19 protein-coding genes are annotated in these 26,216 nt (G+C 69.2%); 12 read left to right on the top strand and 7 right to left on the bottom strand.

The features are described from left to right. Window positions 1-2,082, bottom strand: coding sequence for a prolyl oligopeptidase family serine peptidase (locus tag BM004_RS29305; protein WP_093218731.1), 2,082 nt, complete (start codon window positions 2,080-2,082; stop codon window positions 1-3). A gap of 271 nt (window positions 2,083-2,353) precedes the next feature. Between BM004_RS29305 and BM004_RS29300 the strand changes: the two genes are divergently transcribed. The 6 genes from BM004_RS29300 (at window position 2,354) to BM004_RS29275 (ending at window position 7,713) form a co-directional block, all read left to right on the top strand. Continuing rightward, on the top strand, window positions 2,354-4,102 hold the full coding sequence (locus BM004_RS29300; protein WP_093218729.1) for a WS/DGAT/MGAT family O-acyltransferase: 1,749 nt from the start codon (window positions 2,354-2,356) through the stop codon (window positions 4,100-4,102). A 172-nt stretch (window positions 4,103-4,274) separates the two neighbouring features. Next, window positions 4,275-4,829: a hypothetical protein gene (locus BM004_RS29295; protein ID WP_093218727.1), complete on the top strand. Its 555-nt coding sequence runs from the start codon at window positions 4,275-4,277 to the stop codon at window positions 4,827-4,829. A gap of 85 nt (window positions 4,830-4,914) precedes the next feature. After that, the gene (locus BM004_RS29290; RefSeq protein ID WP_256220099.1) at window positions 4,915-5,373 is read left to right on the top strand and encodes a phasin family protein; all 459 of its coding nucleotides are present in this window, start codon (window positions 4,915-4,917) and stop codon (window positions 5,371-5,373) included. Window positions 5,374-5,400: 27 nt separating this feature from the next. Continuing rightward, on the top strand, window positions 5,401-6,036 hold the full coding sequence (locus BM004_RS29285) for a TetR/AcrR family transcriptional regulator (RefSeq protein ID WP_093132811.1): 636 nt from the start codon (window positions 5,401-5,403) through the stop codon (window positions 6,034-6,036). 86 nt (window positions 6,037-6,122) lie between these two features. After that, window positions 6,123-6,902, top strand: a complete 780-nt coding sequence (locus BM004_RS29280; RefSeq protein ID WP_093132813.1) for an esterase/lipase family protein — start codon at window positions 6,123-6,125, stop codon at window positions 6,900-6,902. Between the two features lie 103 nt (window positions 6,903-7,005). Further along, a complete protein-coding gene (locus tag BM004_RS29275; RefSeq protein ID WP_143072550.1) occupies window positions 7,006-7,713 on the top strand; it encodes a DUF1444 domain-containing protein in 708 nt (235 codons plus the stop codon). Between the two features lie 28 nt (window positions 7,714-7,741). On the opposite strand, the gene BM004_RS29270 is transcribed toward BM004_RS29275, so the two are convergent. Next, window positions 7,742-10,981, bottom strand: a complete 3,240-nt coding sequence (locus BM004_RS29270) for a bifunctional cytochrome P450/NADPH--P450 reductase (protein ID WP_093218725.1) — start codon at window positions 10,979-10,981, stop codon at window positions 7,742-7,744. Between the two features lie 200 nt (window positions 10,982-11,181). Here BM004_RS29270 and BM004_RS29265 point away from each other — a divergent pair, with 200 nt between their 5' ends. Then, on the top strand, window positions 11,182-12,735 hold the full coding sequence (locus tag BM004_RS29265; RefSeq protein WP_093218723.1) for a class I adenylate-forming enzyme family protein: 1,554 nt from the start codon (window positions 11,182-11,184) through the stop codon (window positions 12,733-12,735). 25 nt (window positions 12,736-12,760) lie between these two features. Here the strand turns inward: BM004_RS29265 and BM004_RS29260 are convergent, their stop codons facing one another. Together BM004_RS29260 and BM004_RS29255 are read right to left on the bottom strand one after the other, a co-directional pair. After that, window positions 12,761-14,023, bottom strand: coding sequence for a branched-chain amino acid ABC transporter substrate-binding protein (locus BM004_RS29260; RefSeq protein WP_093218722.1), 1,263 nt, complete (start codon window positions 14,021-14,023; stop codon window positions 12,761-12,763). Window positions 14,024-14,045: 22 nt separating this feature from the next. Continuing rightward, complete coding sequence (locus BM004_RS29255; RefSeq protein ID WP_093218721.1) at window positions 14,046-14,735, bottom strand: TetR/AcrR family transcriptional regulator; 690 nt, start codon at window positions 14,733-14,735, stop codon at window positions 14,046-14,048. Window positions 14,736-14,859: 124 nt separating this feature from the next. Here BM004_RS29255 and BM004_RS29250 point away from each other — a divergent pair, with 124 nt between their 5' ends. The 4 genes from BM004_RS29250 to BM004_RS29235 all read left to right on the top strand — a co-directional run bounded on the left by BM004_RS29250 (window position 14,860) and on the right by BM004_RS29235 (window position 21,692). Further along, window positions 14,860-16,473, top strand: coding sequence for an AMP-binding protein (locus tag BM004_RS29250; RefSeq protein WP_093218842.1), 1,614 nt, complete (start codon window positions 14,860-14,862; stop codon window positions 16,471-16,473). A gap of 13 nt (window positions 16,474-16,486) precedes the next feature. Next, on the top strand, window positions 16,487-19,798 hold the full coding sequence (locus BM004_RS29245; RefSeq protein ID WP_093218720.1) for a carboxyl transferase domain-containing protein: 3,312 nt from the start codon (window positions 16,487-16,489) through the stop codon (window positions 19,796-19,798). A gap of 103 nt (window positions 19,799-19,901) precedes the next feature. Further along, complete coding sequence (locus tag BM004_RS29240; RefSeq protein WP_256220098.1) at window positions 19,902-21,191, top strand: SGNH/GDSL hydrolase family protein; 1,290 nt, start codon at window positions 19,902-19,904, stop codon at window positions 21,189-21,191. A gap of 126 nt (window positions 21,192-21,317) precedes the next feature. After that, window positions 21,318-21,692 carry a YXWGXW repeat-containing protein gene (locus BM004_RS29235; protein WP_093132828.1) on the top strand — a complete coding sequence of 125 codons (375 nt, stop codon included), beginning with the start codon at window positions 21,318-21,320 and terminating at the stop codon, window positions 21,690-21,692. Between the two features lie 59 nt (window positions 21,693-21,751). Here the strand turns inward: BM004_RS29235 and BM004_RS29230 are convergent, their stop codons facing one another. The 3 genes from BM004_RS29230 to purU all read right to left on the bottom strand — a co-directional run bounded on the left by BM004_RS29230 (window position 21,752) and on the right by purU (window position 24,720). Next, complete coding sequence (locus BM004_RS29230) at window positions 21,752-23,068, bottom strand: S1 family peptidase (protein WP_093218718.1); 1,317 nt, start codon at window positions 23,066-23,068, stop codon at window positions 21,752-21,754. A 13-nt stretch (window positions 23,069-23,081) separates the two neighbouring features. Continuing rightward, the gene (locus BM004_RS29225; RefSeq protein ID WP_093218716.1) at window positions 23,082-23,792 is read right to left on the bottom strand and encodes a DUF2846 domain-containing protein; all 711 of its coding nucleotides are present in this window, start codon (window positions 23,790-23,792) and stop codon (window positions 23,082-23,084) included. A gap of 79 nt (window positions 23,793-23,871) precedes the next feature. Then, window positions 23,872-24,720, bottom strand: a complete 849-nt coding sequence (gene purU, locus BM004_RS29220) for a formyltetrahydrofolate deformylase (protein WP_093132898.1) — start codon at window positions 24,718-24,720, stop codon at window positions 23,872-23,874. Window positions 24,721-24,814: 94 nt separating this feature from the next. On the opposite strand from purU, the gene BM004_RS29215 reads away from it, so the two are divergent. Next, window positions 24,815-26,149, top strand: a complete 1,335-nt coding sequence (locus tag BM004_RS29215) for an omega-aminotransferase AptA (RefSeq protein WP_093132834.1) — start codon at window positions 24,815-24,817, stop codon at window positions 26,147-26,149. Window positions 26,150-26,216: the final 67 nt, after the last annotated feature.

Raw genomic sequence — 26,216 nt, 5'->3', positions numbered from 1 at the left:
CTAGCGGATGTGCTGCCACAGGTACGCGTAGCCCAGCGCGTCCATGAAGGCGGATTCCTTGTTGTCCGTGGCCGCGCTGTGGCCGCCTTCCATGTTCTCGTAGAAGCGGCTGTCGTGGCCCAGCGCCACCATCTTCGCGTGCATCTTGCGCGCATGCACCGGGCCCACGCGGTCGTCGCGCGTGGAGGTGGTGAACAGGGCGGGCGGGTAGGCCGCGCCCGCTTTGGCGTTCTCGTAGGGCGAGAAGGTCTTGATGAACTCCCACTCGTCGGGCTGCTCGGGGTCGCCGTACTCCGCAATCCACGAGGCGCCGGCCGACAGCTGCGTGTAGCGCCGCATGTCGAGCAGCGCCACCTCGCTCACGATCGCGCCGTACAGCTGCGGGTACAGCGTGAGCATGTTGCCCATCAGCAGGCCGCCGTTGCTGCCGCCCATGGCGCCCAGGTGCGCGGGCGAGGTGATGTTGCGCGCGATCAGGTCTTCGGACACGGCCGCGAAGTCCTCGCAGGTGCGCAGCCGGTTCTCCTGCAGCGCGGCCTGGTGCCAACGCGGGCCGTACTCGCCGCCGCCGCGGATGTTGGCAATGACGTACACGCCGCCCTGCTCGAGCCACGCGCGGCCGATGCTGCCGCTGTAGCTGGGCTGCAGCGCAATCTCGAAGCCGCCGTACGCGTACTGCAGCGTGGGGTTCTTTCCGTTGGCCTGCAGGTCCTTGGCGGAAATCTCGAAGTAGGGCACGCGCGTGCCGTCCTTCGAGGTGACGAAGTGCTGGCTCACGCGGTAGCGCGCGGCGTCGAAGAAGGCGGGGCTGTCCTTCAGCACCTGGGGCTCGCCCTGGCCGATGGTGCCGATGTAGAGCGTGGTCGGCTGCAGGAAGCCGCTCACGGTCAGGAAGTAGTCGTCGTTCTCGTCCTCGTCGATGCCGCCCGCCGCGATGGTGGACAGCGCCGGCGCGCCGCCCAGGCTCTCGCGCGTCCACGGGCCCTTGCCGTCGGCCGGTGGCGTGAGCACCTCGAGCCGGTTCACCACGTCGTGCATCACGTTGACGATGAGGTGGTGGCGCGTCCATGAATGGCTGTCCAGCGCGGTGGTGTCGTCGGGCTCGAACAGCACGGTGAGCTCGCGCTTGCCGGCCATGTAGTCGTCGAACTTCGTGGCCAGCAGCGAGCCCGACTTGTAGGTGGCGCCGCCCACGGTCCAGTCGGTGCGCGGCTCGATCAGCATCCACTCGCGCGTGATCTCGGCCAGCGAGTCGTCGGGCACGTCGATCTTGGCAAGCGTGCCGTCGGCGGCGCGCAGCCAGGTCTCGCTGTCGTAGAAGTCGATCTGGCGCGAGACGAAGTCGCGCTCGAAGCCGGGCGTGTTGTCGCGGTAGGCGCCCACGGACATGTCTTCGTGCAGGCCTTCGTACACCGTCACCGCGCTGTCCAGCGGCGTGCCGCGCCGCCACTGCTTCACGATGCGCGGGTAGCTGGAGCTGGTCATGGAGCCGGGGCCGAAGTCGGTGGCCACGTAGAGGTGGTCGATGTCTTTCCAGCCCACGTGGTTCTTCGCCTCGGGCAGCGTGAAGCCGCCTTCGACGAAGCGGCTCGTCTCCAGGTCGAACTCGCGCACCACGTCGGCATCGGCGCCGCCGCGCGACAGCGAGATCAGGCAGCGCTTGTAGTCCGGGTCGAGGCAGTCGGCGCCGTGCCAGACCCAGTTCTCCCGGTCGGCGGCGGCCAGCGCGTCGAGGTCGAGCACGGTCTCCCATGCGGGCTGCGCCTTGCGGTACTCGTCGAGCGTGGTGCGGCGCCACAGGCCCTTGGGGTGGTCCTTGTCGCGCCAGAAGTTGTAGAAGCGCGCGCCGATCTTGCTCACCATCGGAATGCGTTCGTCCGAGTCGAGCACCTCGAGGATGCCCTGCTGGAGCGCCTCGAACGCAGGCGACTTCGCACAGGCCTGCACGGTGAGCGCGTTCTGCTCGCGGGCCCAGGCGAGCTGCTTTTCGCCGTCGATGTCTTCGAGCCAGAGGTGGTCGTCTTGCGAATGCGTCGAAGGCGTCGATTGTGTCGAGGGCGTCGGGGGGAGGCTGGATGTCATGGCCCCAGTGTACGGAGGCCGTGTGAAAGAGGTCGTGCACAAGCCCCCGTACAAGCCCCCGTACAAGCCCCCGCACGCGCGCCTGTGAGCAGGTGTTGCAGCCCCCTTTTGAACACGCGTGACTTTTTCATTACTTCGAGCGGCTTCGGGCAAACCCCTGTCCCGCCGGTGCCTTCCCCCCGGTGGAAACACTGAAGAACGCGGGGCCCACGAACGCAATGCCCGCGCTATCCTGCCGAACGGCGCATGCCCCACCAAGGAGACACAACACATGAAACACCTGAGCGGTCTTGATGCCACCTTCCTGCACCTGGAAACGCCGGAAATGCCCATGCACGTGGGCTCCCTGAACGTGCTCGACCTGCCCAAGGGCTACAAGGGCGACTTCTACGAAGACGCCAAGAACTTCATGGCCAGCCGCATCCACCTGGCCGACGTGTTCACGCGCAAGCTCGCGCTGATGCCCTTCGACATGTCCAACCCGGTGTGGGTCGACGACGAGGACATCGACCTCGACTACCACGTGCGCCACATCACGCTGCCCAAGCCCGGCACCAACCGGCAGTTGCAGCAGTACGTGGCGCGGCTGCATTCCACGCTGATCGACCGCAGCCGGCCGATGTGGGAGTTCTTCATCATCGACGGGCTGAAGAGCGGCCAGGTGGCGCTCTACACCAAGGTGCACCACGCGGGCATCGACGGGCAGGCCGGCGTGGAAGTGGGCAAGGCCATCTTCGACCTCGAGGCCACGGGCCGCGTGGTGAAGCCGCCGCGTTCGCGCCCGCGCGGCAGCGGCTACCAGCTGGGCATGGCCGAGCTTGCAACGGCGGCGCTGCGCAACACCGCGCAGCAGTACGTGAAACTCTTCAAGATGGCGCCGGCCATCGCGCGCGCCATCGGCGGGCTGGCCAAGCCCGACGAGAAGGCGGCCGAGAAGGACACGGCCGGCGCGCCGAAGAAGTTCAACCTCTTCGCGCCGCGCACCTCGCTCAACGTGTCGATCACCAACCAGCGCACCTTTGCCGGGCGCACCATCTCGCTGGCCGAGACCAAGTACATCGCCAAGCATTTCGGCGTGTCGCTCAACGACGTGGTGATGGCCACGGTGGCCGGCGCGCTGCGCCACTACCTGGCCGACAACAACGAGCTGCCGGCCAAACCGCTGGTGGCCGGCGTGCCGGTGAGCCTGCGCGAGGCGGGGGACCAGACGGCCAACAACCAGGCCAGCATGATCCTGGTGAGCCTGGCCACCGACATCACCGACCCGGTGCAGCGGCTGAAGGCGATCAACGCGTCGTCGAACTCTTCGAAGTCGACCATGAACCGCTTCAAGGCGGTGATCCTGGACGACTTCCCGACCTTTGCCGCGCCCTGGCTGGTGTCGGGCATCGCCTCGATGGTGGGCCGCTCGGGCCTCGTCAACCTGCTGCCGCCGGCCGCCAACGTGGCCATCTCGAACGTGGCGGGCGCGCCGTTTCCGATGTACTTCGCGGGCGCGCTGGTCACCTGCTACTACCCGGTGTCGATCGCCAGCCACGGCACGGCGCTCAACGTGACGGTGCAGAGCTACAACGGCCGCATGGACTACGGCCTGATCGCCTGCCGCCGCGCGGTGCCCGACATCACCGAGATCGGCGACTACATGCTGGCCGAGCACAAGCTGCTGATGGAGCTGACGCAGAAGCACCCGGCCGCCGCCGGTGCGGCGCCTGCGCCGGTGCCGCCGAAGACGGTCGAAGAGCCTTCGGACGACGAGGCGCCCGCCGCGGCCCCGGCGGCAAGGAAGACGCCGGCCGCGCGCAAGAAGGCGCCGGTGAAGGTCGCGGCGAAGAAGGTTGCGGTGAAGGCGCCGGTCAAGGCATCGGCCAAGGTTCCGGTGAAGGCCCCGATCAAGGCGCCCATCAAGGCTGCCGTGAAGGCCGCGGCAAAGAAAGCGCCCGCCAAGGCAGCGCCGAAGCCGGCGGCCCGCAAGGCCGCGCCGGCCAAGCGCGCCGCCGCGCCGCGTGCCGCTGCGGCATGATCGGCGCAGGTCGCCGGGCCTGGCGAAGAAGATTCGGGAAAATTGGGGCAGTTGGACTAGTTTTCCAACCGTTCTAGTTTTCCAGGCCTAGGCCCTGCAGAAGAAGATAGGCCCATCGCGATCGACAGACACCCGTTTCCTTCGCGAGCCCATCAACTTCAAGGAAATCACCATGTCCACGCAAACCACCATCGCTTCCGCAGCCCTTCACGTCGTCGGCCAGTACAACGACGCCGGCAAGACCCTGGTCGGCGCCTACCGCACCGGCGTGCACCGCCTGCTGGGCGGCGCCGCTTCGCGCTACAGCGAATTCCTCGGCAATCGCCAGATCCCGCTGGTGAGCGAACAGGTGAAGGCCAACCTGATCGGCGCGCAGGAAAAGATCAACGGTTTCCTGGCCAACCGCCTGGACATCGACACCGGCCGCATCGTGTCCGTGATGGACCGCATGGCCGCCGGCACCGCCAGCGGCATCGAAACCGTGGCCGGCCGCGTGGCCCGCGTCGAGTCGCCGGTCGCCACCTCGGTGATCAACGCCCTGGGCGCGCTGAACCAGCCGATCGCCACCGTCTCGGTGCAGATCGCCGACAAGATCGTTGCCGGCACCAAGCAGATCGAAGCCCGCGTGAGCGGCGCCGAGCAAGCCGCGCCGGTGCGCACGGTGAAGGCCAAGGCCGCCGTGGCCAAGAAGCCGGTTCGCCGCGCTGCCGCCCGCAAGGCGGCCTGACCCCCGGGGCGCCTCGCGGCGCCCTTTCTCATTTTTCCGGTACCTGGAGCACTGCATGGCGACCCGTCCTGACGAAACTGCAAAGTTGAAGAAGAGGGCGGCACCCGCAAAGCCTGCAAGGAAGACGCCTGCGGCGAAGAAAGCCGCGCCACGCAAGGCGGCGCCCGCGGCCGGCAAGCCCGCGGAACCCGGCAAGGCCGAAGGCCTGCTGCGTGCCGGCCTGAAGGCGCTGGACAACGTGCGCAACGACGTCGCCAAGCGCCAGGCCAACGTCATCGAAGGCCTGCTCGGCATCGGGCAGGGCAAGGTGCCGGGGCTCGACGGCTTCGGCATCCGCAAGTTCGAGGACGTGTTCGACCAGCGCGTCGCCACCGCGCTGCAGCGCCTGGGCATGCCCGGCGCCGAAGAGGTGCAGGCCCTGCGCGACGAGGTTGCGACGCTGCGCGAACGCGTGGCGCAGCTCGAAGGCAGCCAAGGCACCCGAAGCCCCCAAGGCACCGCCGCCACCGCCAAGGCTGCCCCGCGCAGCCGCGCCAGGCGCTGAGCCGCCGAGCGACTACGCAAGCCGTTCGTGGCCAGTTCCAACACCACACGCGACCGCATCCTGCAGACCAGCCTCGCGCTGTTCAACGCGCAAGGCCTCGCTGCCGTGTCGACGCACAAGATCGCGGCCGAGCTCGGCATCAGCCCGGGCAACCTGCACTACCACTTCAAGGCCAAGCAGCTGATCGTCGAGTGGCTGTTCCGGCGCTTCGAGCAGCGGCTCGAGGCGCTGAACGGCTCCTCGGTCGCCATTGCCGCCATCGACGACCTCTGGCTCGCGCTGCACCTGCGCTTCGAGGCCATCGACGAATACCGCTTCATCTACCGCGACATGGCCTTCCTGGCCGGCGAATACCCCGCGCTGGGCCAGCGCGCGCAGGCCATGACGGCGCAGAACCTGCTGGCCGCGCAGGCGCTGTGCGAAGGGCTGGTCGCCTCCGGCGTGATCGAGACCAGCGCGGAGCAGGCGCGCATCCTGGCGCTGCAGATGGTCTTCACCACCACCTGCTGGCTGTCGTTCGAGCGCCTCGTGCCGGGCCGCGACGCGCTCGCGCAGGCCGACCCCGGCCTGGCGGCTTTCTACACACTCACCCTGGTTTCGCCGTATGTTTCCAGCGAATCGAGGGCTTACCTCGATTACCTGAGGGGTAAATACCTCGGATAAATGACGACGTTGTCCGACGGGGCGTTGGCTGCCACAGCCCCAGGTTCGCAATGAAGAAGATAAAAACCGACAAGGAGCCATCCACCATGACCACCGCCACCCATGCCAAGGAACCCATCGCACCGCCCTCGCGCCTGCTGCTGCTGGCCGAAGCCCGCGCGCTCTGGGAAACCGGCGCCGGCATCGCCATGTGGCCCCTGCTGCAGCTCACGCCGCGCGGCGACGGCCACCCGGTGATCGTGCTGCCCGGCCTGGTGGCCGGCGACGGCTCCACGCTGCTGCTGCGCCGCTACCTGTGCAGCCGCGGCTACGACGCGCACGGCTGGGGCCTGGGCCGCAACCTCGGTCCGCGCGAAGGCGTGGAAGACGGCATGGTCGAGCTGCTCAAGACGCTGCACGAGAAGAACGGCGAGAAGGTCAGCGTCATCGGCTGGAGCCTGGGCGGCGTGTACGCGCGGCTGCTGGCGTCGTCGTACTCGCACATGATCCGCAACGTCATCACGCTGGGCAGCCCGTTCTCGGGCAGCCCGCGCGCCACCAACGCGTGGCGCGTGTACGAGGGCGTGAGCGGGCAAAGTTCACACGATCCGCGGCGCATGAAGTTCGTGCAGCCCACCCCGCCCGTGCCGACCACCTCGATCTTCAGCCGCACCGACGGCGTGGTGGCCTGGCGCTGCAGCATCGAGAAGACCGGCCCGCAGTCGGAAAACATCGAGGTGATGGCCAGCCACCTGGGCCTGGGCGCGCATCCCGCCGTGCTGTACGCGGTGGCCGACCGGCTGGCGCAGGCCGAGGGCCAGTGGAAGCCCTTCAATCGCGGCTTGCTGGGGCCGCTGGTGTATCCGGACCCCGATCGCGAGATGTGATTCACGAAAGCACGAAGAAGCCGGCACTGCCGGCTTCTTCGTTTGCAGAACGTGACTTCTGACCTTGGTGCCCCGCGGCCCTGCCGGAACAATGGCGCCCGTCATGAACTGCACCCCGCATCGCACCCATCCCCGCGTCTATCCCCGCATCGCCCACGCCGACACCCTGCGCGGTCCCGGCCCCGGCCCCGGCAGCGCAGCCGGCCCGGAGCCCACCCTCGATGCACTCGACACGCTCACCCCGCATGGCGTCCGCAGGGCCTTCACCTCGGCGCTCGGCCAGGATGCGAAGCTGGACCTGCAGGTCACCTACACCATCGATTCACCTGCGCCCTCCACCCCTGGCGCCCCCGCCATGCCGTTGACCAGCCGGTGCCTCATGGGCATGGGGCTCGACCCGCAGGCGCTGCACGAGCAGGCCCTGGACAACCTGCAGCGCAAGGCCGGAGCGAACATCGCCACGCAGGACCTCACCGTGTACAAGGCGCTGGTCACGGGCCACGACCTCGAAGCCAGCATGCTGGTGCTGCCCGAGCTGTGGGCCCGGCTGTCGCGTGGCTTCAAGGGCGAGCTGATCGCGGCGGTTCCAAGTCAAAACGCGCTCTATTACATGGACAGCGGTGCCAAGCTCGAGATTGCCGGCGAACCGATCTCGGCCTCGACCATGCTGCAGCTCATGTGCTCGTCGGCGGCGCGCGTGAAGGCCGAAGCCGGCGCGCGCGGGCTCTCGGACCAGGTGATTGCGCTGACGCCCGAGGGCTGGAAGGTGCGCGGCACCTTCGAGGCGCACGCCGCGGCGCTGCAGGTCTAGCTGCAGCACCTTCGGTGCCGGACGACCGTCAGCTGCCGGCCCACACGTCCAGCACGTAGCGCTGGTCGGCAATCATCCGGTCCATCCACGCGGCGCTGTCGTGCCCGTGCTCGCGCGCCAGGTCGCTGAGCGTGCGGCGCACGTCGGGCTCCATGCGCGAGCCGTCGCCGCACACGTAGACCACGGCGCCGGCTTCCAGCAGCTGCCACACCTGTGCCGCCTGTTCGCGGATCAGGTCCTGCACGTAGACCTTGCGCTCGCCCGCGCGCGAGAACGCGGTGTGCAGCTTCATCACGCCGCGGTGCGCCCAGGCGTTGAGCTCGTCGGCGTAGATGAAGTCCTGCTCCGGATGGCGGCAGCCGAAGAACAGCAGCGCCTCGCCCACCGCGTGCCCCGCCTCGACCTGCGCCGCGCGCTCCTGCAGGAAGCCGCGGAACGGCGCGAGGCCGGTGCCCGGGCCGACCATGATCAGCGGGCGGCTCGCCTCGTCGGGCAGCCGGAAGCCTTCGGCCGTGGTCTCGCGCACCACGCCGTGCACCGTGTCGCCGGCTTCGGCGCGCGCCAGGAAGTTGGAGCACACGCCCTCGAAGGTGCCGAGGCCCGACTTCGCGGGCCCATTCACCACGCCCACCGTCACGCTGCACCTGCCCGGCGTCATCGTCGGTGAGGAGGAGATCGAGTAGTAGCGCGGCGACAGCGGCGACAGCATTTCCAGGAACACCGCGAACGGCACCTGGCACGCGCGGTGCTCTTCCAGCAGGTCGAGCAGCGACTTGCGCTTGTGCAGCACCTCGGCCTTGTAGGCGGCCTGCGAGGCTTCGTCGCTGCCCGACAGGGCCACCAGCTTCGGTCGGGTGAAGGGGCATTCGGTATGGGCCGCGAGCGTGGCGATCTGCTTGCGCGTGGCCACGTCCTGCAGCTCGACGTAGTCGCCCAGCAGGCGGTCGACCGCAATCACCTGTTCCACCGGCAGTGCCGCCTTGCGGCCCGCGCCCGCATGCAGGCGCACGTGGGCCGTGCGGTCGAAGCCGAAACGCGCCATCGCGCGCTCGACCTGCTTCGGGCTGTTGCGCGGCACCACGCTCAGGTGGTCGCCGGCGCGGTAGATCAGGCCCTCGGGCAGCATCAGTTCGACATGGCGCGTGGAGCGGACCGCCTCACCGTCGGGGTTGCCGCTACTGCTGCCGCTGCTGCTTTGCAGCTCGCGGTTCTCGATCACCCGCAGCGCCACCGCGCCCAGCGCGTCGACGATCGCGTTCTTCTGCGGCGGCGGCAGCTCTTCCAGCGTGTAGAGCGGCTCGCTCTGCACGGGCGTGCCGGCGCCGGTCTTGATGTCGAAGGCCTTCACCAGTTCAGGCCACAACGCATCGCTCCAGTCCTGGAAGGCGCCGTCCATGTCCTCGCGCGCATCGCCTTCGCCGCGCGGATGCACGCGCGTGGCGCCCAGCGCCTCGAGCCGCTCGTCGATGCGCCGCGGCACGGCCTGGTAGGTCGCGGCCCAGTCGGTGTTGCCGCAGCCGAACACGCTGAAGCGCACGCCGTTGAGCGCATCGTCGGCCTTGTCGAGCCAGCGGTGGAACTCGGCCGCGTTGTCGGGCGCCACGCCGTTGTACGAGGCGCAGACGATCGCCACCGCGCCGTTGGCCGGCAGCCGCTCGGCGTAGTCGTCCAGCGAGGCCAGCTGCGTGGAGAAGCCGCGCATCTCGCCGGCCTCGGCCAGCTGGCGCGCCAGGTCTTCGGCCGTGCCGAGGTTGGAGCCCTGCAGCACCAGCAGCGAGGTGCCGTGGCGCGCGGCCTGCGGCTTGCGTTGCGCGGGTTGCGTGGGCTGCACGGGCGCGGCCGCCGCGTCGGTCATGTTGCCGCGCGGGCGCGTGGCCGGGTCGCGCAGCAGCGCCTTGATCCTGAAGCCCTCGGGCTTGATGGTGAGCGCCTCCTTGATCTTCAGCTGGTAGCCCGTGTGGTCCACCAGGTTGAAGCGCTGCAGGATCATGCCCAGCGTGAGCACCGCCTCCTGCAGGGCGAACTGCCGCCCGATGCAGGCGCGCTGCCCGTTGCCGAAGGGCTTGAAGGCGTTCACCGGCCGCTCGCGCTCGGCCTCGCGCGTGAAGTTGTCGGGATTGAACTGGTCGGCGTTCTCGCCCCAGATGCCTTTGTCTCGATGCAGCGCCAGCGCATGCATGATGACCATGTTGTTCTTCTTGATCGTGTACTGCCCGCCGATCGTCGTGTCTTCCTTCGCGCGCATCGAGATGGCCGGCGCGGTGGGGAACATGCGCAGCGACTCCTTCAGCACCTGCATCACGTACTGCAGCCGGTTGACCTGCGCGTAGGTGGGCTTCTGCGTGGTGTCGGGGCCGAACACGTTGTCGACTTCGGCCTGCGCCTTGGCCAGCGCCTCGGGGTTGTTCAGCAGGAAGTAGATGGCGAACGACAGCAGCCCGCTGGTGGTCTCGTGCCCCGCGATGAGGAATTCGATGCACTCGTCGCGGATCATCTTGTCGGTGAGCTGCTCGCCGCTCTTCTTGTCCACGCCCGCGATCATGTAGCTCAGCAGGTCGGGCTTGGTGGCAATGTCGGCGCCGCTGGCGCGCCGCTCCGCGATGATGTCTTCCACCATCTTGTGCATGTAGCGGATGTCCTTGCGCTGCTGCGCAAGCTCCTTCTTCAGCATGAATTCCTCGAGCGGCAGGCCGCGGCGGTTCTGCACCGTCTCCAGCGTGCGCACCATCGCATCGACGAAGGGGTGGAAGCCCTCGCGGTAGAACGAGTTGAAGCGGTAGCCGAAGCCGCACAGGCCGATGGTGTCGAGCGTGAGCGCGGTCATGTCGCGCACCACGTCCACCTCTTCGTCGAAGTTCAGCCGCTCCCACTTGGTCACCAGCTGGCCCGCGATGTCCAGCATCATCGGGTGGTAGGCCTGCATGGCGCGCTGGCTGAAGTTGGCCAACAGGATGTTGTGCGGCTTCGACCAGGTCTCCTCGTGCGTGTCGGAGGTGAACAGGCCGTGCGACGCGGCGCGCAGCCGGCGCAGCGCGCCGCGCGTGCTCTTGTCGAAGCGTGCCTCCTCGCAGAGTTCGTCGACCAGCGCGGGCGACGACACCACGATCACCGGCATGCCCGGCATGTCGAGCCAGTAGATGCCGCCGAGGTCCTGCGCGATCTTCCACATGTCGAGCACGGGAGAGTCGGACCCGATCGACAGCAGGTTGCCGACGAAGGGCTTCTTCGCCGGATGCGGGATCGGGTAGAGCGAGTTTTTGCCTGCCATGGGGTGATGTGCCTTTGGAATGGACCCGCTTCGGATATCCGGGATGTAACAACCGGAGTATCCCGATGGCACGGGGGGCGGGCGGGGCGGGGATTCCCTTAGGCCCGGCGCCCCGCGGGTGCCGCCAGCCTGTTGACGCAAGCCGGTGCCGGGGGCGCCCCCTACGCTGCGGCCACCCCTTGCTTTCACCCCGCCATGCCATGCCTTCCGCCGGACCCGAGACCGAACTGAAACTCTTCGAAGCCCTGGACCGCGCCGCGCAGCGGCATCCCGGGGTCGAGGCCTACATCGACGGCGAACGCAGCTTCACCTTCGCCCAGGCCGCGCAAGCCAGCGAGCACCTCGCCACGGCCCTGTGGGACATGGGGCTGCGCCGCGGCGGGCGCATCGCGCTGCTGTCGCCCAACCGCATCGAATGGCTGCAGCTCTTCTTCGCGGCCGCGCGCATCGGCGTGGCGGTGGTCGCGCTGAGTCCGCGCTACCGCGACAGCGAACTCGCGTTCATGCTCGCCGACAGCGCCTGCCAGGCGGTGTTCACCGTCGGGCAGGTGGACGACTTCGACTGCGCGGCGATGTTCGAGCGCCTGGCGCCGCGGCTGCCGGCATTGCAGCAGGTGGTGACGCTCGACGGCGCGCGCTTCGCCGCCATGGCGGCGGCGCCGGTGCGGCGTGACCTGCTCGGCGCAGCGTCCGCGGCCGTGCGGGCGGACGACCTCGCGATGGTCATCTACACCTCCGGCACCACCGGGCAGCCCAAGGGCTGCGCGCTCACGCATGCCAGCATGCTCGCCTCGGCCTGGGGGCAGGCCCGCCACACCGGCATGCGCCCCGGCGAGCTGCTGCAGCTGGGAAATCCGCTCAACCATGTGGGCGGCATCACCTGCGGCGTGCTGTCGCAGCTGCTGGCCGGCGGCAGTTGCGAACTGGTCGGCACCTTCAAGGCGCAGACCGTGCTCGACATGGTCCGTCGGCGTCCGCCCGCCTTGCTGGTCGGCGTGCCGACCATGCTGACCCTGCTGCTGATGCACCCCTCGTCGGCGTCGGTCGACCTGGGCAGCGTGCGGCTCATCGTCACCGGCGGCTCGAATGCCGACGCCACCTTGCTCGCGCAGCTGAAGGCGCGCATGCCGGGCGCGACGGTCATGAACCTCTACGGGCTGTCGGAGTCCTCGGGCGCCTTGGTGATGTCGCCCGCGGACTGCGCCGACGACGACCTCATGCAGGCCATCGGCCAGCCCTTGCAGGGCGTGGAGGTGCAGGTGCGCGCCCCCGGCGGCGCCGTGCTGGCGCCGGGCGAGATCGGCGAGCTGTGCTTTCGCGGCCTGGGCGTGGTGCCCGGCTACATCGGCGCGGCCGCGGGGGCCGGCGCCTTCGGCGAAGGATGGCTGCACACGGGCGACCTCGGCCTGGTGGACGCGCGCGGCTTCATCACGCTCAAGGGCCGCATGAAGGACATGTACATCCAGGGCGGCTTCAACGTCTACCCGGCCGAGGTGGAGGCGCTGATCGCAAGCCACCCCGACGTGCTGATGGTGGCCGGCATCGGCGTGCCCGACGCGGTGCTGGGCGAGGTCGGCCGCTACTTCGTCGTGCCCAGGGACGGCCGCGCGCCGACGGTGGACGCGCTGCTCGCGCACTGCGCCGGCCGCATCGCCGACTACAAGATGCCGCGGCACATCGTGCTGCGCGAGCAGCTGCCGCTGACCCCGGCCGGCAAGATCCACAAGGCGCGGCTGCGCGACGAGCCCTCATGAGGCGCCGCGCGCCGGGCGCCCGGCGTCAGGGCCGGACCATCTTGCAGTCGGTGCCCTGCGCCAGTTCGTTGCCGGTGTACACGGCGTCGGTGCGAAAGCCGTAGTTGGTGCCTTCCCAGCCGACCTTCACCGCCTTGCCGTCGACCGGCGCGATGGTGTTCACCACCTGCGGCAGCAGCAGTTGGTGGTCTTCGCCGCGCATGCGCACCGGGCCCACCACCGAGTCGAAAGTGAGGTCTTCGAGCGCGCGCGCCACCTTGATGGTGTCCACGCTGCCCGCCTTGTCGATGGCCGCGGCCAGCAGGCGCGGCGTCATGTCGATGCGCGGCGCGAGAAAGTCCTTGCCCGTCTTGGCCTTGTAGGCCTTGGCCAGCGCGTCGACCTTGGGCGTGTCCGCCTCGCCCGGGTGCCATTCGGCCACCCACGTCAGCTGGCCCAGCTTGGCCTGCGACACCGCCGTGACCGTGCCCGGCACCGAGCCCGCGCTGTGGTTGAAGTAGCGCAGGTTGTAGCCCGCGTCGCCTGCCGCCTTCAGCAGCAGCGTCATGTCCTGGCCCCAGTTGCCGGTGATGACCGAGTCGGCCCCGCTCTGCTTCACGTTGGCGATGTAGGGCGCGAAGTCCTTCACGCGGCCGATGGGGTGCAGCGTCTCTCCGACGAACTGGATGTCGGGGCGCGCCAGGCCCACCAGCTGCTTGCCGTAGCTGGCCCACTGCTTGCCGTGCGCGTAGTCCTGGTTCAGCAGGTAGACCTTCTTCACGTCGGGCGTCTTCTTGATGTAGTTGGCCAGCGCCTTCATCTTCATCGCCGTGTTGGCCTCGGTCTGGAAGTGCCAGAAGCTGCAGGCCTTGCCCGTCATCTCGGGGTCGATGGAGGAGTGGTTCAGCACGATCAGCTCCTTGCCCGGGTTGCGCTGGTTCCAGCGCGCCACCGACTGCACCAGCGCCGTGACCACCGACGAGCCCGAGCCGCCCGTCACGATGGCGCGCGCACCCTGGTCGATCGCCGCCTGCAGCGCGCTCTGGCTTTCCTGCGCCGAGAGCTTGCTGTCGAACTGCAGCAGCTGCAGCTGGGTGCCGCCGAGCACGCCGCCTTTGGCGTTGATCTCCTCGATGGCGTACTGCGTGTGCATGAGCATCAGCTCGCCGACGTTGGCGAAGGGGCCCGAGAGCGGGTCGATGTAGGCGATCTTGTAGGTCTGCTGCGCGTGGGCCGCGCCTGCGATGCAAAGCAGAGAGGCAAGGGCGGTCCGCGCCAGTCGTGCCGATGGCGCCTTCTTGAACTTCATGGTGTGTCTCCGGGGATGGTTGTCAGTTCTTCGCTTGCAGGCCGATCAAGCGGCTGGCGAGCTTCGTCAGTTCGGCCACCACCTCGTCGGGCGACAGGCGTCCGCCCGGGCGGTACCAGCTGTAGAGAAAGCCCGGCAGGCTGCAGGCCGCGAGCGCGGTGATCTTGGTCTCGCCGAAGTCGAGGTCGCCGTCGCGGCGCGCCTCCTCGAGCAGCGGGCACAGCAGGTCGTAGAAGTGGTGCGCGAGCTTCTTCTGCGCGGCGATGTACTCGGGCCGGTACACCTGCGGCTCGCGGTACGCGAAGAAGGCGCAGGGGTGGTGCGTGACGGTCGCGCGAATCAGCCGCTCGATGCCCTCGAGCACCTTCTCGCTGGCGCGGCGCGGGTCGGCGGCCGCGAAGTCGAGCGCGGTGAAGCAGTCGACCGCGGGGCGCCACGACAGCGTCTCGAAGATCTCCTGCTTGTCGCGGAAGTAGTAGTACACGAAGGGCTTGGTCACGCCCAGCGCGCGCACGATCTGCGCCATGGTGGTGTTGGCATAGCCCTGCGCCGCGAACAGCTGCGCGGCGGCCTGCAGGATGCGCTCGCGCTGCAGGTCGGTGCCCTGCGTGGCCGCGCGCTGGCGGCCGGTGCCCTGCGGCAGGTGCGGCTGTGCCGTGGTTTCGCTCTGGTCCCCAGAGGGTTTGTGCCGTGTCGCGGAAGTTATACCCATGGGTAGGATTGTTCGTGCACCATGCGGCATTGGCAAGCGCCCGCCATGCGTGGGCGGCTATCGATAACCCTGAGAAAGTGACGCCATGGAGACAAACAAGACCGCAGCACACGCGCCGTACGCGCTGCGCGAACTGCCCGATCGCGTGGAGCAGCCGCTGCACGAGTACCTGCGCGCCCACGCCCGCGAGCGCGGCGGCAGCGCCGCCTGCATCTGGTACGGCCAGGCCATGAGCTGGGCCGAGCTCGACCGCGCGAGCGACGCCTTCGCCGCGCGTCTGCAGGCGCTGGGCGTGAACAAGGGCGAGCCCGTGGTGCTCTTCCTGAACAACTGCCCGCAGTACCTGGTGGCGCACTTCGGCATCCAGAAGATCGGTGCCATCGTCTGCCCGAGCGGTCCGCTCAACAAGGAGCACGAGCTGGCCTACCAGGTCAACGACCTGAAGGCCCGCGTGATCGTCGCGGCCGCGCCGCTGCTGCCCGTGGTGCGCAAGGTGCAGCCCGACAGCGCCCTGGAGCACGTGTTCGTGGTGCACTACGCCGACCTGCTGCCGGCCCCCACGTCGATCGACCTGCCGGCCGAGCTGGCCGCGCAACGCAAGGCCGAACGCAGCGTGCCCGAAGGTTGCGAAGACTTCCTCGCCGCGATGAAGACCGGCGCGAAGCCGCAGCCCGTGGCCATCGGCATGGACGACGTCGCGCTCATGACCTACACCTCGGGCACCACCGGGCTGCCCAAGGGCGCGATGCTGAGCTACGGCAACGCGCTGTTCAAGACGCGCGCCGCGGCCGACTGCAACGGCGTGGGCCCCACCGACGTGCTGCTGTCCATCGCGCCGCTGTACCACATCGCCGGCATGCTGATGGGCGTGAACGTGCCCGTGCTCAGCGGCGCCACCTCGGTGCTGCTGCACCGCTTCGACCCGCGCGCCGTGCTGCAGGCCGTGGCCACCTACAAGGTGAGCTGGTGGTACAGCATCGCGCCGATGAACGTGGCCTGCATGCAGGTGAGCGACATCGCGGGGTTCGACCTGTCCAGCCTGAAGATGAACCCGGTGACCAGCTTCGGCATCACCTTCACCGAGCCGCTGGCGCAGCAATGGCGCTCGCACGCACCCCACTGCACGTCGTTCGAGGCCGCCTACGGCCTGAGCGAAACGCACACCTGCGACACCTACACGCCGCACCATGCGCCGCGCTGGGGAACGCAGGGCATCGCCGTGCCGGGCGTGACCATCCGCATCATCGACACCGACACCCAGGCCGACATGCCGGTGGGCGAGGTCGGCGAAATCGTGCTGACCAGCAAGGGCTCGTTCAAGGGCTACTGGAACAAGCCCGAGGCCACGGCCGCCACGCTGCGCAACGGCTGGGTGCACACCGGCGACATGGGCAAGCTCGACGCCGACGGCTACCTCACCTTCATCGGCCGCTTCAAGGAAATGATCAAGGTCTCGGGCTACAGCGTGTTCCCCGAAGAGGTCGAGACCATCCTCATCAAGCACCCGGCGGTGGCGCAGGCGGCCGTCATTGCGCAGCCCGACGCCGAGAAGGGCGAGGTCGTGAAGGCCTTCATCGTGCGCAAGCCCGGCGCCACGCTCGAGGCCGACGCGCTGGTGGCCTGGGCGCGCGACAACATGGCAAGCTACAAGGCGCCGCGCGCCGTGAGCTTCATCGATGCATTGCCGACCACCGGCGCGGGCAAGGTGCTGCGCCGCCTGCTCAAGGACAAGGCCTGAAAGGTTCCCCCACGTGTTCTCCAAAGTTCTGATTGCCAACCGCGGCGAGATCGCCGTGCGCCTGGTGCGCGCCTTGCGCGACCTGGGCATTGCCAGCGTGGCCGTGCACGCCCGTGACGACGCGGCGGCGCTGCACGTGCAGCTGGCCGACACCGCCGTCGCGCTCGATGCGACCGGGCCCGCCGCCTACCTCGACATTGCCGCGCCGATCGCGGTGGCCAAGGCACAGGGGTGCGACGCGGTGCACCCCGGCTACGGCTTCCTCAGCGAGCGCGCCGATTTCGCGCAGGCCTGCGCGGACGCCGGCCTCGTGTTCATCGGGCCGACGCCCGAGCAGCTCGGCCTGTTCGGCGACAAGGCGCGCGCGCGCGCGCTGGCCGCCCAATGCGACGTGCCGGTGATGCCGGGCAGCGCGGGTGCGGTGACGCTCGCGCAGGCGCAGGCCTTCTTCGCCGAGCAGCATGCGCAGGGCGCGGGCGTGATGGTGAAGGCCATCGGCGGCGGCGGCGGGCGCGGCATGCGCGCGGTGCTGAACGCCGACGAGCTGCCCGAGGCGCATGCGCGCTGCATGTCCGAAGCCAAGGCGGCCTTCGGCATCGAGGGCGTGTACGTCGAGCGGCTGATGCGCAATGCGCGGCACATCGAGGTGCAGGTGCTGGGCGACGGGCAGGCCGTGGCCAGCCTCGGCGAGCGCGAGTGCACGCTGCAGCGGCGCTTCCAGAAGCTGGTGGAGATCGCGCCCAGCCCGTCGCTGCCCGAGGCGCTGCGCGCGCAGGTCACGCAGGCCGCGCTGCGCATGGCGAAGACGGTGGGCTACCGCGGGCTCGGCACCTTCGAGTTCCTGGTCGATGCGGCATCGGCGACCTTGCCTTTCGTCTTCATCGAGGCCAACCCGCGCCTGCAGGTCGAGCACACGGTGACCGAGGCGGTGACGGGGCTGGACCTGGTGCAGCTGCAGATCGAAGTGGCCGCTGGCCAGCCGCTGAGCGCGCTGGGCGTGGAGGCCGATCGCACGGCGCCGCAGCGCGGCTTTGCGGTGCAATGGCGCATCAATGCCGAGACGCTCGACGCGCAAGGCAACGCGCGGCCGTCGGGCGGCACGCTCGCACGCTTCGAGCTGCCGGCCGGCCCCGGCGTGCGCGTCGACACGCACGGCTATGCGGGCCTCGCGCCTTCGCCGCACTACGACACGCTGCTGGCCAAGCTCATCGTGCATTCGCCGTCGCCTCGTTTCGAGGACGCGCTGCGCCGCTCGCTGCGCGCGCTGGACGAATGCCGCATCGACGGCATCGCCACCAACCTGGCGCTGCTGCGCGCCATTGCGGCGCGGCCCGAGTTCGTCACGCAGGCGGTGCACACGCGCTTCGTCGAAGCGCACCTGGGCGACCTGCTGGCGGCCGCGGCGCTGATCGAGAAGCACGTGAAGAAGATGGCGGCCGCGCCGGCCGCACCCGCTGCACCCGCCGCGCAAGCAGCAGTTGCCGACGACGAGCCGAACGAACTCACCGTCAAGGCCCCGATGCCCGCGCGCCTCGTGCAGTTCGAGGTCGACATCGGTGACGTGCTGCCCGCCGGCGCGCAACTCGGCGTGCTCGAGGCCATGAAGATGGAGCACCTGCTGCACGCGCCCGTGGCGGGCCGCGTGGTCGCGCTGCTGGCCGCGCCCGGCGACTACCTCGTCGAAGGCCAGTCGCTGGTGCGGCTCGAGGCCGTCGACGCGCAGGCCGTCGAGGCCGAGGCGCGCACCGAGCATGACCTCGGTGCCATCCGCCCCGACCTGCAGAAGGTCATCGACCGCCACGCGCCCACGCTCGACGCCAACCGCAAGGCCGCCGTCGACAAGCGCCACGCGCAGGGCGGGCGCACCGCGCGCGAGAACATCGCCGACCTGTGCGACACCGTCGCCGACCCCGGCAACTTCATCGAGTACGGTGCGCTCGCCATCGCCGCGCAGACGCGCCGCCGCACGCTCGAGGACCTGATCGCCAACACGCCGGCCGACGGCATGGTGACCGGGCTGGGCAGCATCAACGCACAGCAGTTCGGACCTGAAGCGTCGCGCTGCGCCGTGCTGGCCTACGACTACACCGTGCTGGCCGGCACGCAGGGCATGCGCAACCACCACAAGACCGACCGGCTGCTGGCGGTGGCGCACCAGCTCAAGCTGCCGGTGGTGCTGTTCGCCGAAGGCGGCGGCGGGCGGCCGGGCGACACCGACATGCCGATCGTCGCGGGCCTGAACAACCACACCTTCAGCCAGTTCGCGGCGCTGTCGGGCAAGGTGCCGGTGGTGGGCATCGTGCACGGGCGCTGCTTCGCGGGCAATGCCGCGCTGCTGGGCTGCGCGGACGTGATCATCGCCACCAAGGGCAGCAACATCGGCATGAGCGGGCCGGCCATGATCGAAGGCGGCGGCCTGGGCAGCTTCGCGCCCGAGCAGATCGGCCCGAGCAGCGTGCAGTCGCGCAACGGCGTGATCGACATCCTGGTGGAAGACGAAGCCGCCGCCGTGGCCGCGGCCAAGCAGTATCTGTCGTACTTTCAGGGGCCGACCACCGGCTGGCAAGGCGCCGACCCGCGCACGCTGCGCCACGTGGTGCCACAGAACCGGCTGCGCGTGTACGACGTGCGCGCCGCGATGCGCGGCGTGGCCGACACCGGCTCGCTGCTCGAGTTGCGCGCGGGTTTCGGCGCGGGCATCGTCACCGCGCTCGCGCGCATCGAGGGCAAGCCGGTCGGGCTCATGGCCAACAACCCGCACCACCTGGGCGGCGCCATCGACGTCGAGGCGGCCGACAAGTCCGCGCGTTTCATGCAGCTGTGCAATGCGCACGGCCTGCCAATTGTTTCGTTGTGCGACACGCCGGGCTTCATGGTCGGCCCCGAAATCGAGGCGCAGGCGCAGGTGCGCCACGTCTGCCGCATGTTCATGGTGGCCTCGCACCTGCGCGTGCCGTTCTTCGCCGTGGTGCTGCGCAAGGGCTACGGCCTGGGCGCGCAGGCGATGACCGCGGGCGGCTTCGACGCACCCGTCTTCACCGTCGCCTGGCCCACCGGCGAATTCGGCGCGATGGGCCTCGAGGGTGCTGTCCGATTGGGTTTTCGCAAGGAGCTGGCGGCGGTGGCGGAGGGCGCCGAACGCGATGCGCTGTTCAAGAAACTCGTCGACCAGCAGTACGCGAACGGCGAGGCGATCCACATGGCGCAGACGCTGGAAATCGATGCGGTGATCGACCCGGCCGAGACGCGCACCTGGTTGGTGCGCGGGCTGAATTCGGCCACGCGGGCGCCGCAACCGGTCTCTTCGTACGTGGACACTTGGTAACCGTGCGCTAGACCTCGTCACGCAAAGGACAAAGCCGCTGCATAAACTGAGCGGCTTTGCCTGCATGACATTGGTTTCCCGTTGGCTCGTTCACTTGCGCCATTTGCGCGAGCTTGCCCTGACGCATTGGCTGGCCGCTTTCTGCCTGGCGGCGCTCGCATTCGGCGTGCAGGCGATTCCCACGGCAAGCACGCCCAAGCAACCCGCCGAAGCGCACTGGGTGGCAAGCTGGGCCGTGGCGCCGCTGGATTTCCGCGAGATGGCCGCGAGCCCGAGCGGGCCCAGCTATTCGCTGCCCGGCGGCAATGACCTGCGCGGGCAGACGCTGCGCCAGCAGCTCGAACTGTCGCTGGACGGCGAGCGCATCCGCATCCGCTTCTCGAACCGCTTCGGCAAGACGCCGCTGCGCATTGCCGCCGCGAGCGCGGCGCGCGGCACCGGCGCCGACGCGTTCTCGCCCGCCTCGCTGCGCATGCTGCGTTTCGGCGGCCGCACCAGCCTGACCATCGCACCGGGCGCGGACGCCTGGAGCGACGGCGTCGACCTGCCCGTGCAGGCCGGGCAGACCGTGGTGGTGAGCGCCTTCTTCGATCGCGCCACGCCGTTCTCCACGGTGTCCATGCCCGAGTCGGGCACGACCTGGGTGGCCGCCGGCAACGCCGTGACGGCCGCCAAGCTGAAGAACCCCACGCCGATGGTGCTCAACCAGATCATGACCGGGCTGGACGTGCTCACCACCAAGCCCGTGCGCACCGTGGTGGCCTTCGGCGACTCCATCACCGCGGGCACGTCGGAAGGCACCTTCGGCGCCTACCCCGACATGCTGGCCACGCGCCTGCGCGACACACAGCCGGCCGGGCAGGACATCGCGGTGCTCAATGCCGGCATCGGCGGCAACCGCCTGCTGACCGACGGCATCGGCCCCAGCGGGCTTTCGCGCTTCGAACTCGACGCCCTGCGCCAGAGCGGCGTGACCCATGCGATCGTGCTGATGGGCACCAACGACATCGGCCGCACCGTGTTCGCGCGCGTGCCGGGCGCCGAGCTGACGCCCCGCGACTGGCCCACGGCCGAGCGCCTCACCGAAGGGCTGCAGCAACTGATCAAGCAGGCCCGCGCCAAGGGTGTGAAGGTGCTGCTGGGCACCGTGCCGCCATTCAAGAACACGCCTTACTGGAACGGCGCGAACGAGGCCTTGCGCGAGGCCGTCAACCGCTGGATCCGCGGACGGCAGGACGTGGACGGCGTGATCGATTTCGACGCGGCGCTGCGCGACCCCGCGGACCCGCAGGCGCTGAACCCGCTGTTCGATTCGGGCGACCACCTGCACCCCAACAAGGCCGGCCACGCGGCCATGGCCGCGGCCGTCGACCTGCGCGAACTGATGGAGTGAGTGAGCGCTCGCAAGAGCATGAAGAGCGCGTCACAGCTTTACACAAGACTTCGCGTACGGCTTACAGGCGGTTCACATGGCGTGGGCAGCATGAAGGCTTCTCCAACAACTCATGAGGAGTCCTTCATGAAAACAATCGCATTGGCTCTTTCCATCGGCGCGGCTTCGCTTCTGTCGGTGGGTGCATTGACCGTCCCCACCGCCGCGCAGGCACAACCCGTGGTCACCGTGCAGGTGGCGCCGCCTCCGCCGCGCTTCGAACGCGTGCCGCCGCCGCGTCGCGGCTACGCCTGGGCGCCGGGGCACTATGAATGGCGCGGCGGCCGCCACGTGTGGGTCCGCGGTGTGTATGTGCGTGCCCGCCCGGGCTACGCCTACCGTGCGCCGGAATGGCGCCAGGACGGCGGCCGCTGGCAATACAGCGCAGGCCGCTGGGACCGCGACGGCGACGGCGTGCCGAACCGCTACGACCGCCGTCCGAACAACCCGAATCGCAACTGACGGGTGCCGGGGCCGTCGTGCGCGGCGGCCCCCGGTCTGCGAATCCCGGCCCTCGAGCTTCAGCGGATGCTGACCAGTTCGAGGGCTTCGTTGAGCTGGAACGCGGCGGCACCCGCGCCGCCCCGTGTCTGCGCCTCGAAGCGCACGACGCGGCCCAGCTCAGTCGAGTACCAGACGTTGGCGCGGTACCGGCCGTACTGGTTGCCGAACACGGCGCCCGCGTCCGGGAAGCGCTGCGTATAGCCCCTGTACTCGATGCGCACGACCTTGAACTCCTTGCCGCCGATGGTCAGCGCGGTGTCTTCCATCACGGTGGCGTTCAAGTCCATGTTCGCGCGTGAGCCGCCCAGCGTGGAGCTGTAGCGTGCGCGCCAGGCCGCTTCTTCCTTGAGGTTCTCCTTGGTCCAGCCGCCCGGCGGCATGACCGAATCGAACTCGCCCGCGATCGCCGAGGTGACGCTGACCACTTCGCCGCCCGGCTTCTCGACCCAGCCCCCGTTGTTGAAGCTGAGGCGCTCGTCCGTCGCCGCATCGGCGCGGTAGATCACCTTGCGGTAGGTGTTGGTGATGCGGTCGTGCAGCTGGTATTCGATGACGCTCGGCCGTGCCGTCGCCGGCATGGTGGAGGCCACGGATGCGAAAGCGGATGCCGATGCCGCAGACGGCGGCAGCTTCTTCGCGGCGTCGACCGCCAGGCGGCCGCGCGCCGGCAGTTCCGTGATCCAGGACGCGGGCATCGCGAGCCTGGCCGCGGCCGAGCCCGCGGGCGCCGCGCTGACGAGGCCGGCCAGCCGGCCCTGCGCGTCGAACAGGCCAGCGCCGCCAAGACCCGCCTCGGGCGCGGCGGCCAGCTGCAGCGCCTCGAGCTCGCCGGCATTGCCGCGGCGCAGGCCGGAGAGCATGCCGATGCCCAATGTCAGCTCCCTGCCCCTGGGCGAACCGACGGCGTACAGCGGCATGCCCACCTGCAGTGCGCTCGCCGGCGTGATGCCGAGGGCGGGCGCGTTGAAGTTCGCGATGCGCAACTGGCAGAGGTCGCGCTCGGCGTCTGGAAACTCCAGCGTCGCGCCGTAGCTGACGTTGTCGCGCTTCACCGCCACCGCGCTGGCTTTCGCGAGCAGCTGGCAGCTCGTGACCGCGCTGTTGGGGCCGGTGGCGACCGCGCTGCCGGTGGCGAGCACCTTGCCTTGCGCGTCGCTCGCCTGCACCACCCAGACGCTGGACGACACGCGCGCGAAGAGCGCGTCGGGGGCGAGGTCGGGGCCGTGGCGCGCCTCCTGGGCGGACGCGGTGGCAACCGTCAGCGCGATCGCGAGGGTAGCGAGGGTGGCGGGCGTGGCAAACGCCGGGCGCGCCGGGGAAGACTTGAATCTCATGGCAGGTGTGGTCTCAGCGGTTGGCCGGCAGGAGCAGCCGCAGGTCGTTCAGGGGTGTCCTGGCAAACGGCGCGGCCTCGGACGCAGAGGTGGCCGCGACGCGCGGCGGCGGCGCAGGCGCAGGCGCAGGTGCAGGTGCGGGCGCGGGCAGTGGGGTGGGGATCGCCGCGAGAGGCTGAGCTGCCACGGCGGGCTGGGCGGCAACCGCGGCAGCGACCGCGACCTTAGGGGCGGCAGGAGCACCAGGAGCATCAGGTGCCGCGGCGGCCTTCACGCTCCTGGCGGCGGGCAGGCTGTCGTCGTACGCCAGCGATTGCAGTTCCTTGCGGCCTTCCGCCTCGGACACGCGCTCGAAGCCGGGGCGTCCGACGGCAATGCCGAAGTTGATGCTCATCAGCACGTAGGCCGTCTGCCTGGGCCGCAGCACCACGTTGATGGTGGCTTCGGCCTCGGTCCGGGCGCTGGCCCGGTAGGTGCCTGCCGGGCGGTCGATGTAGAAGAAGCTGTTGGGCCGCGACTTGCCGACCACCTGGCCGTCGACCACCACTTCGGGCTGCAGCGCGGCGCCCATGATCGAGTTCCGGTAGAAGTAGATCCGCCCCTCGTTCTCGCCGAGCGACGGCATGCTGCCCGCCATTTCCGAAAACCGGGGCCCGCTGGCCGAGCACCCGAACAGGCCGGCCGAGAGCACGGCCAGCAAAACTCCACCCATCCAACGTCGCATCGCGCCTCCTCGTTTGGCGCAGGATGCTACACCCGCTTACAAGCGGGCTGAAGGGTTACAGGGCTACAGGGGACAGGTGTCAGCGGAAGACGACCGTGCGGTGCCCGTTGAGCAGCACGCGGTGCTCGCTGTGCCACTTCACCGCGCGCGCCAGCACCTGGCTCTCGGTGTCGCGGCCGCGGGCCGTGAGGTCTTCGACCGTGTCGGTGTGGTCGGCGCGGGTGACGTCCTGCTCGATGATCGGGCCTTCGTCGAGGTCGGCCGTCACGTAGTGGGCCGTGGCGCCGATCAGCTTCACGCCGCGGTCGTGCGCCTGGTAGTAGGGCTTGGCGCCCTTGAAGCTCGGCAGGAACGAGTGATGGATGTTGATCGCGCGGCCGGCCAGGTTGCGGCACAGGTCGTTGCTCAGGATCTGCATGTAGCGCGCGAGCACCACCAGTTCGGCGCCCTCGGCCTCGATGATTTCCAGCTGCCTGGCCTCGGCCTGCGCCTTGGTCGCGGCCGTCACCGGGATGTGGTGGAACGGCACGTTGTAGCTGGCGGCCAGCTGGTAGAAGTCGCGGTGGTTCGAGACGATGGCGCGCACGTCGATGGCCAGCAGGCCGCTCTTCCAGCGGAACAGCAGGTCGTTCAGGCAATGGCCTTCCTTGCTCACCAGGATCACCGTCTTCATCGGCTGCGCCGCGGCGTGCAGCTGCAGGTTCATGCCGAAGCCGGCGGCGAAGGTCTGCAGCGCCTCGCGCAGCACGGCCTCGCTGTGCTCGGCGCAGGCGAAGCGCACGCGCATGAAGAACAGGCCGGTGCCGTGGTCGTTGTACTGGGCCGCCTCCTCGATGTTGGCGCCGCGTTCGAGCAGGAAGCCCGACACGGCGTGCACGATGCCCGTCCGGTCGGGACAGGAGAGGTTCAGGATGTAGGCGGGCGCGATGTGCGTGGGCGTAGTGGTCGTCATCAGGGGCGTCATTGTGGCAGGGGTGCCAGAATTGCGATTTTCGTCGACCCCATACCCTCAGGAGCGAGACATGGCCCATCAGGACTTCAACATGGACAACCAGTGGTTGCCCTTCACCCCCAACCGCCATTTCAAGAAAGACCCGCGCGTCTTCGTGGCGGCCGACGGCATGGAGTTCACCACGCACGACGGCAAGAAGGTGATCGACGGGATCTCCTCGCTGTGGTGCGTGGGCGCGGGCCACAACCGCAAGCCGATCAACGAGGCCATCAAGAAGCAGCTCGACACGCTCGACTACGCCACCGCCTTCCAGGTCAGCAACGACCGCGCGTTCGAGGCGGCCGAGCGCATCGCCGCGCTGGCGCCGGGCGACCTCAACAAGGTGCTGTTCTGCAACTCGGGCTCCGAAGCCGCCGACACCTCGATGAAGGTGGCGCTGGCCTACCACCGCGCGCGCGGCGAGGGCCACCGCAACGTGTTCATCGGCCGCGAGAAGGGCTACCACGGCGTGGGCTTCGGCGGCATGTCGGTGGGCGGCATTCCGGGCAACCGCAAGGTCTTCGGCTCGGCCTTCCTGCCGCGCGTGGACCACATGCGCTTCATCCATGACCCGGTGAACCACGCCTACATCCACAACGAGGAACCGGTGTGGACCGAAGACCCGCTGGTCGAGCTCGAGACGCGCATCCTGCCGCTGCACGACCCGAGCAACGTGGCCGCGATCATCGTCGAGCCGGTGGCCGGTTCGGCCGGCTGGTACCTGCCGCCCAAGGGCTACCTGAAGCGCCTGCGCGAGATCTGCGACAAGCACGGCATCCTGCTGATCTTCGACGAGGTCATCACCGGCTTCGGCCGCATGGGCACCAACTTCGCGTCCGACTACTACGGCGTGGTGCCCGACATGCTGAACTTTGCCAAGTGCGTGACCAACGGCGTGATTCCGCTGGGCGGCGTGATCTGCCGCGACAAGCTCTACGACGCGATGATGAAGACCGACGCGCCCGAGCACGTGGTCGAGTTCTTCCACGGCTACACCTACTCGGGCCACCCCGTGGCCTGCGCCGCGGCCGTCGCCACGCTCGACCTGTTCAAGCAGGAGAACCTGTTCTCGCGCGCCGGCGAAATGGGCAAGGTGCTGGGCGATGCCTTCCACAGCACGTTCAAGGGCCTGCCCAACGTCGTCAGCATCCGCAGCCTCGGCCTGGCCGCGGCGGTGGAGCTCGCGCCCATCGCGGGCACGCCGGGCAAGCGCGCGTACGACATCTTCCTGGACTGCTTCCACAAGGGCGCGCTGGTGCGGCCCGCGGGCGACGTGCTGGTGATCGCGCCGCCGTACATCGTGGAGAAGTCGCACATCGACACGCTCGTGAACACGCTCGCGGATTCGATCAAGGCACACGCCTGAGCCGCGGCGGGTTCGCCCGCCATCGACCCGCAGGCCGCAAGGAGCGTTTCGCTCCTTGCGGCTTTTT

It is taken from the genome of Variovorax sp. OK212, from assembly GCF_900112425.1.
Classification (GTDB): domain Bacteria; phylum Pseudomonadota; class Gammaproteobacteria; order Burkholderiales; family Burkholderiaceae_C; genus Variovorax.
The sequence above is the reverse complement of the archived record's forward strand: the minus strand, read 5'-3'. Positions and strand labels throughout refer to the sequence as shown.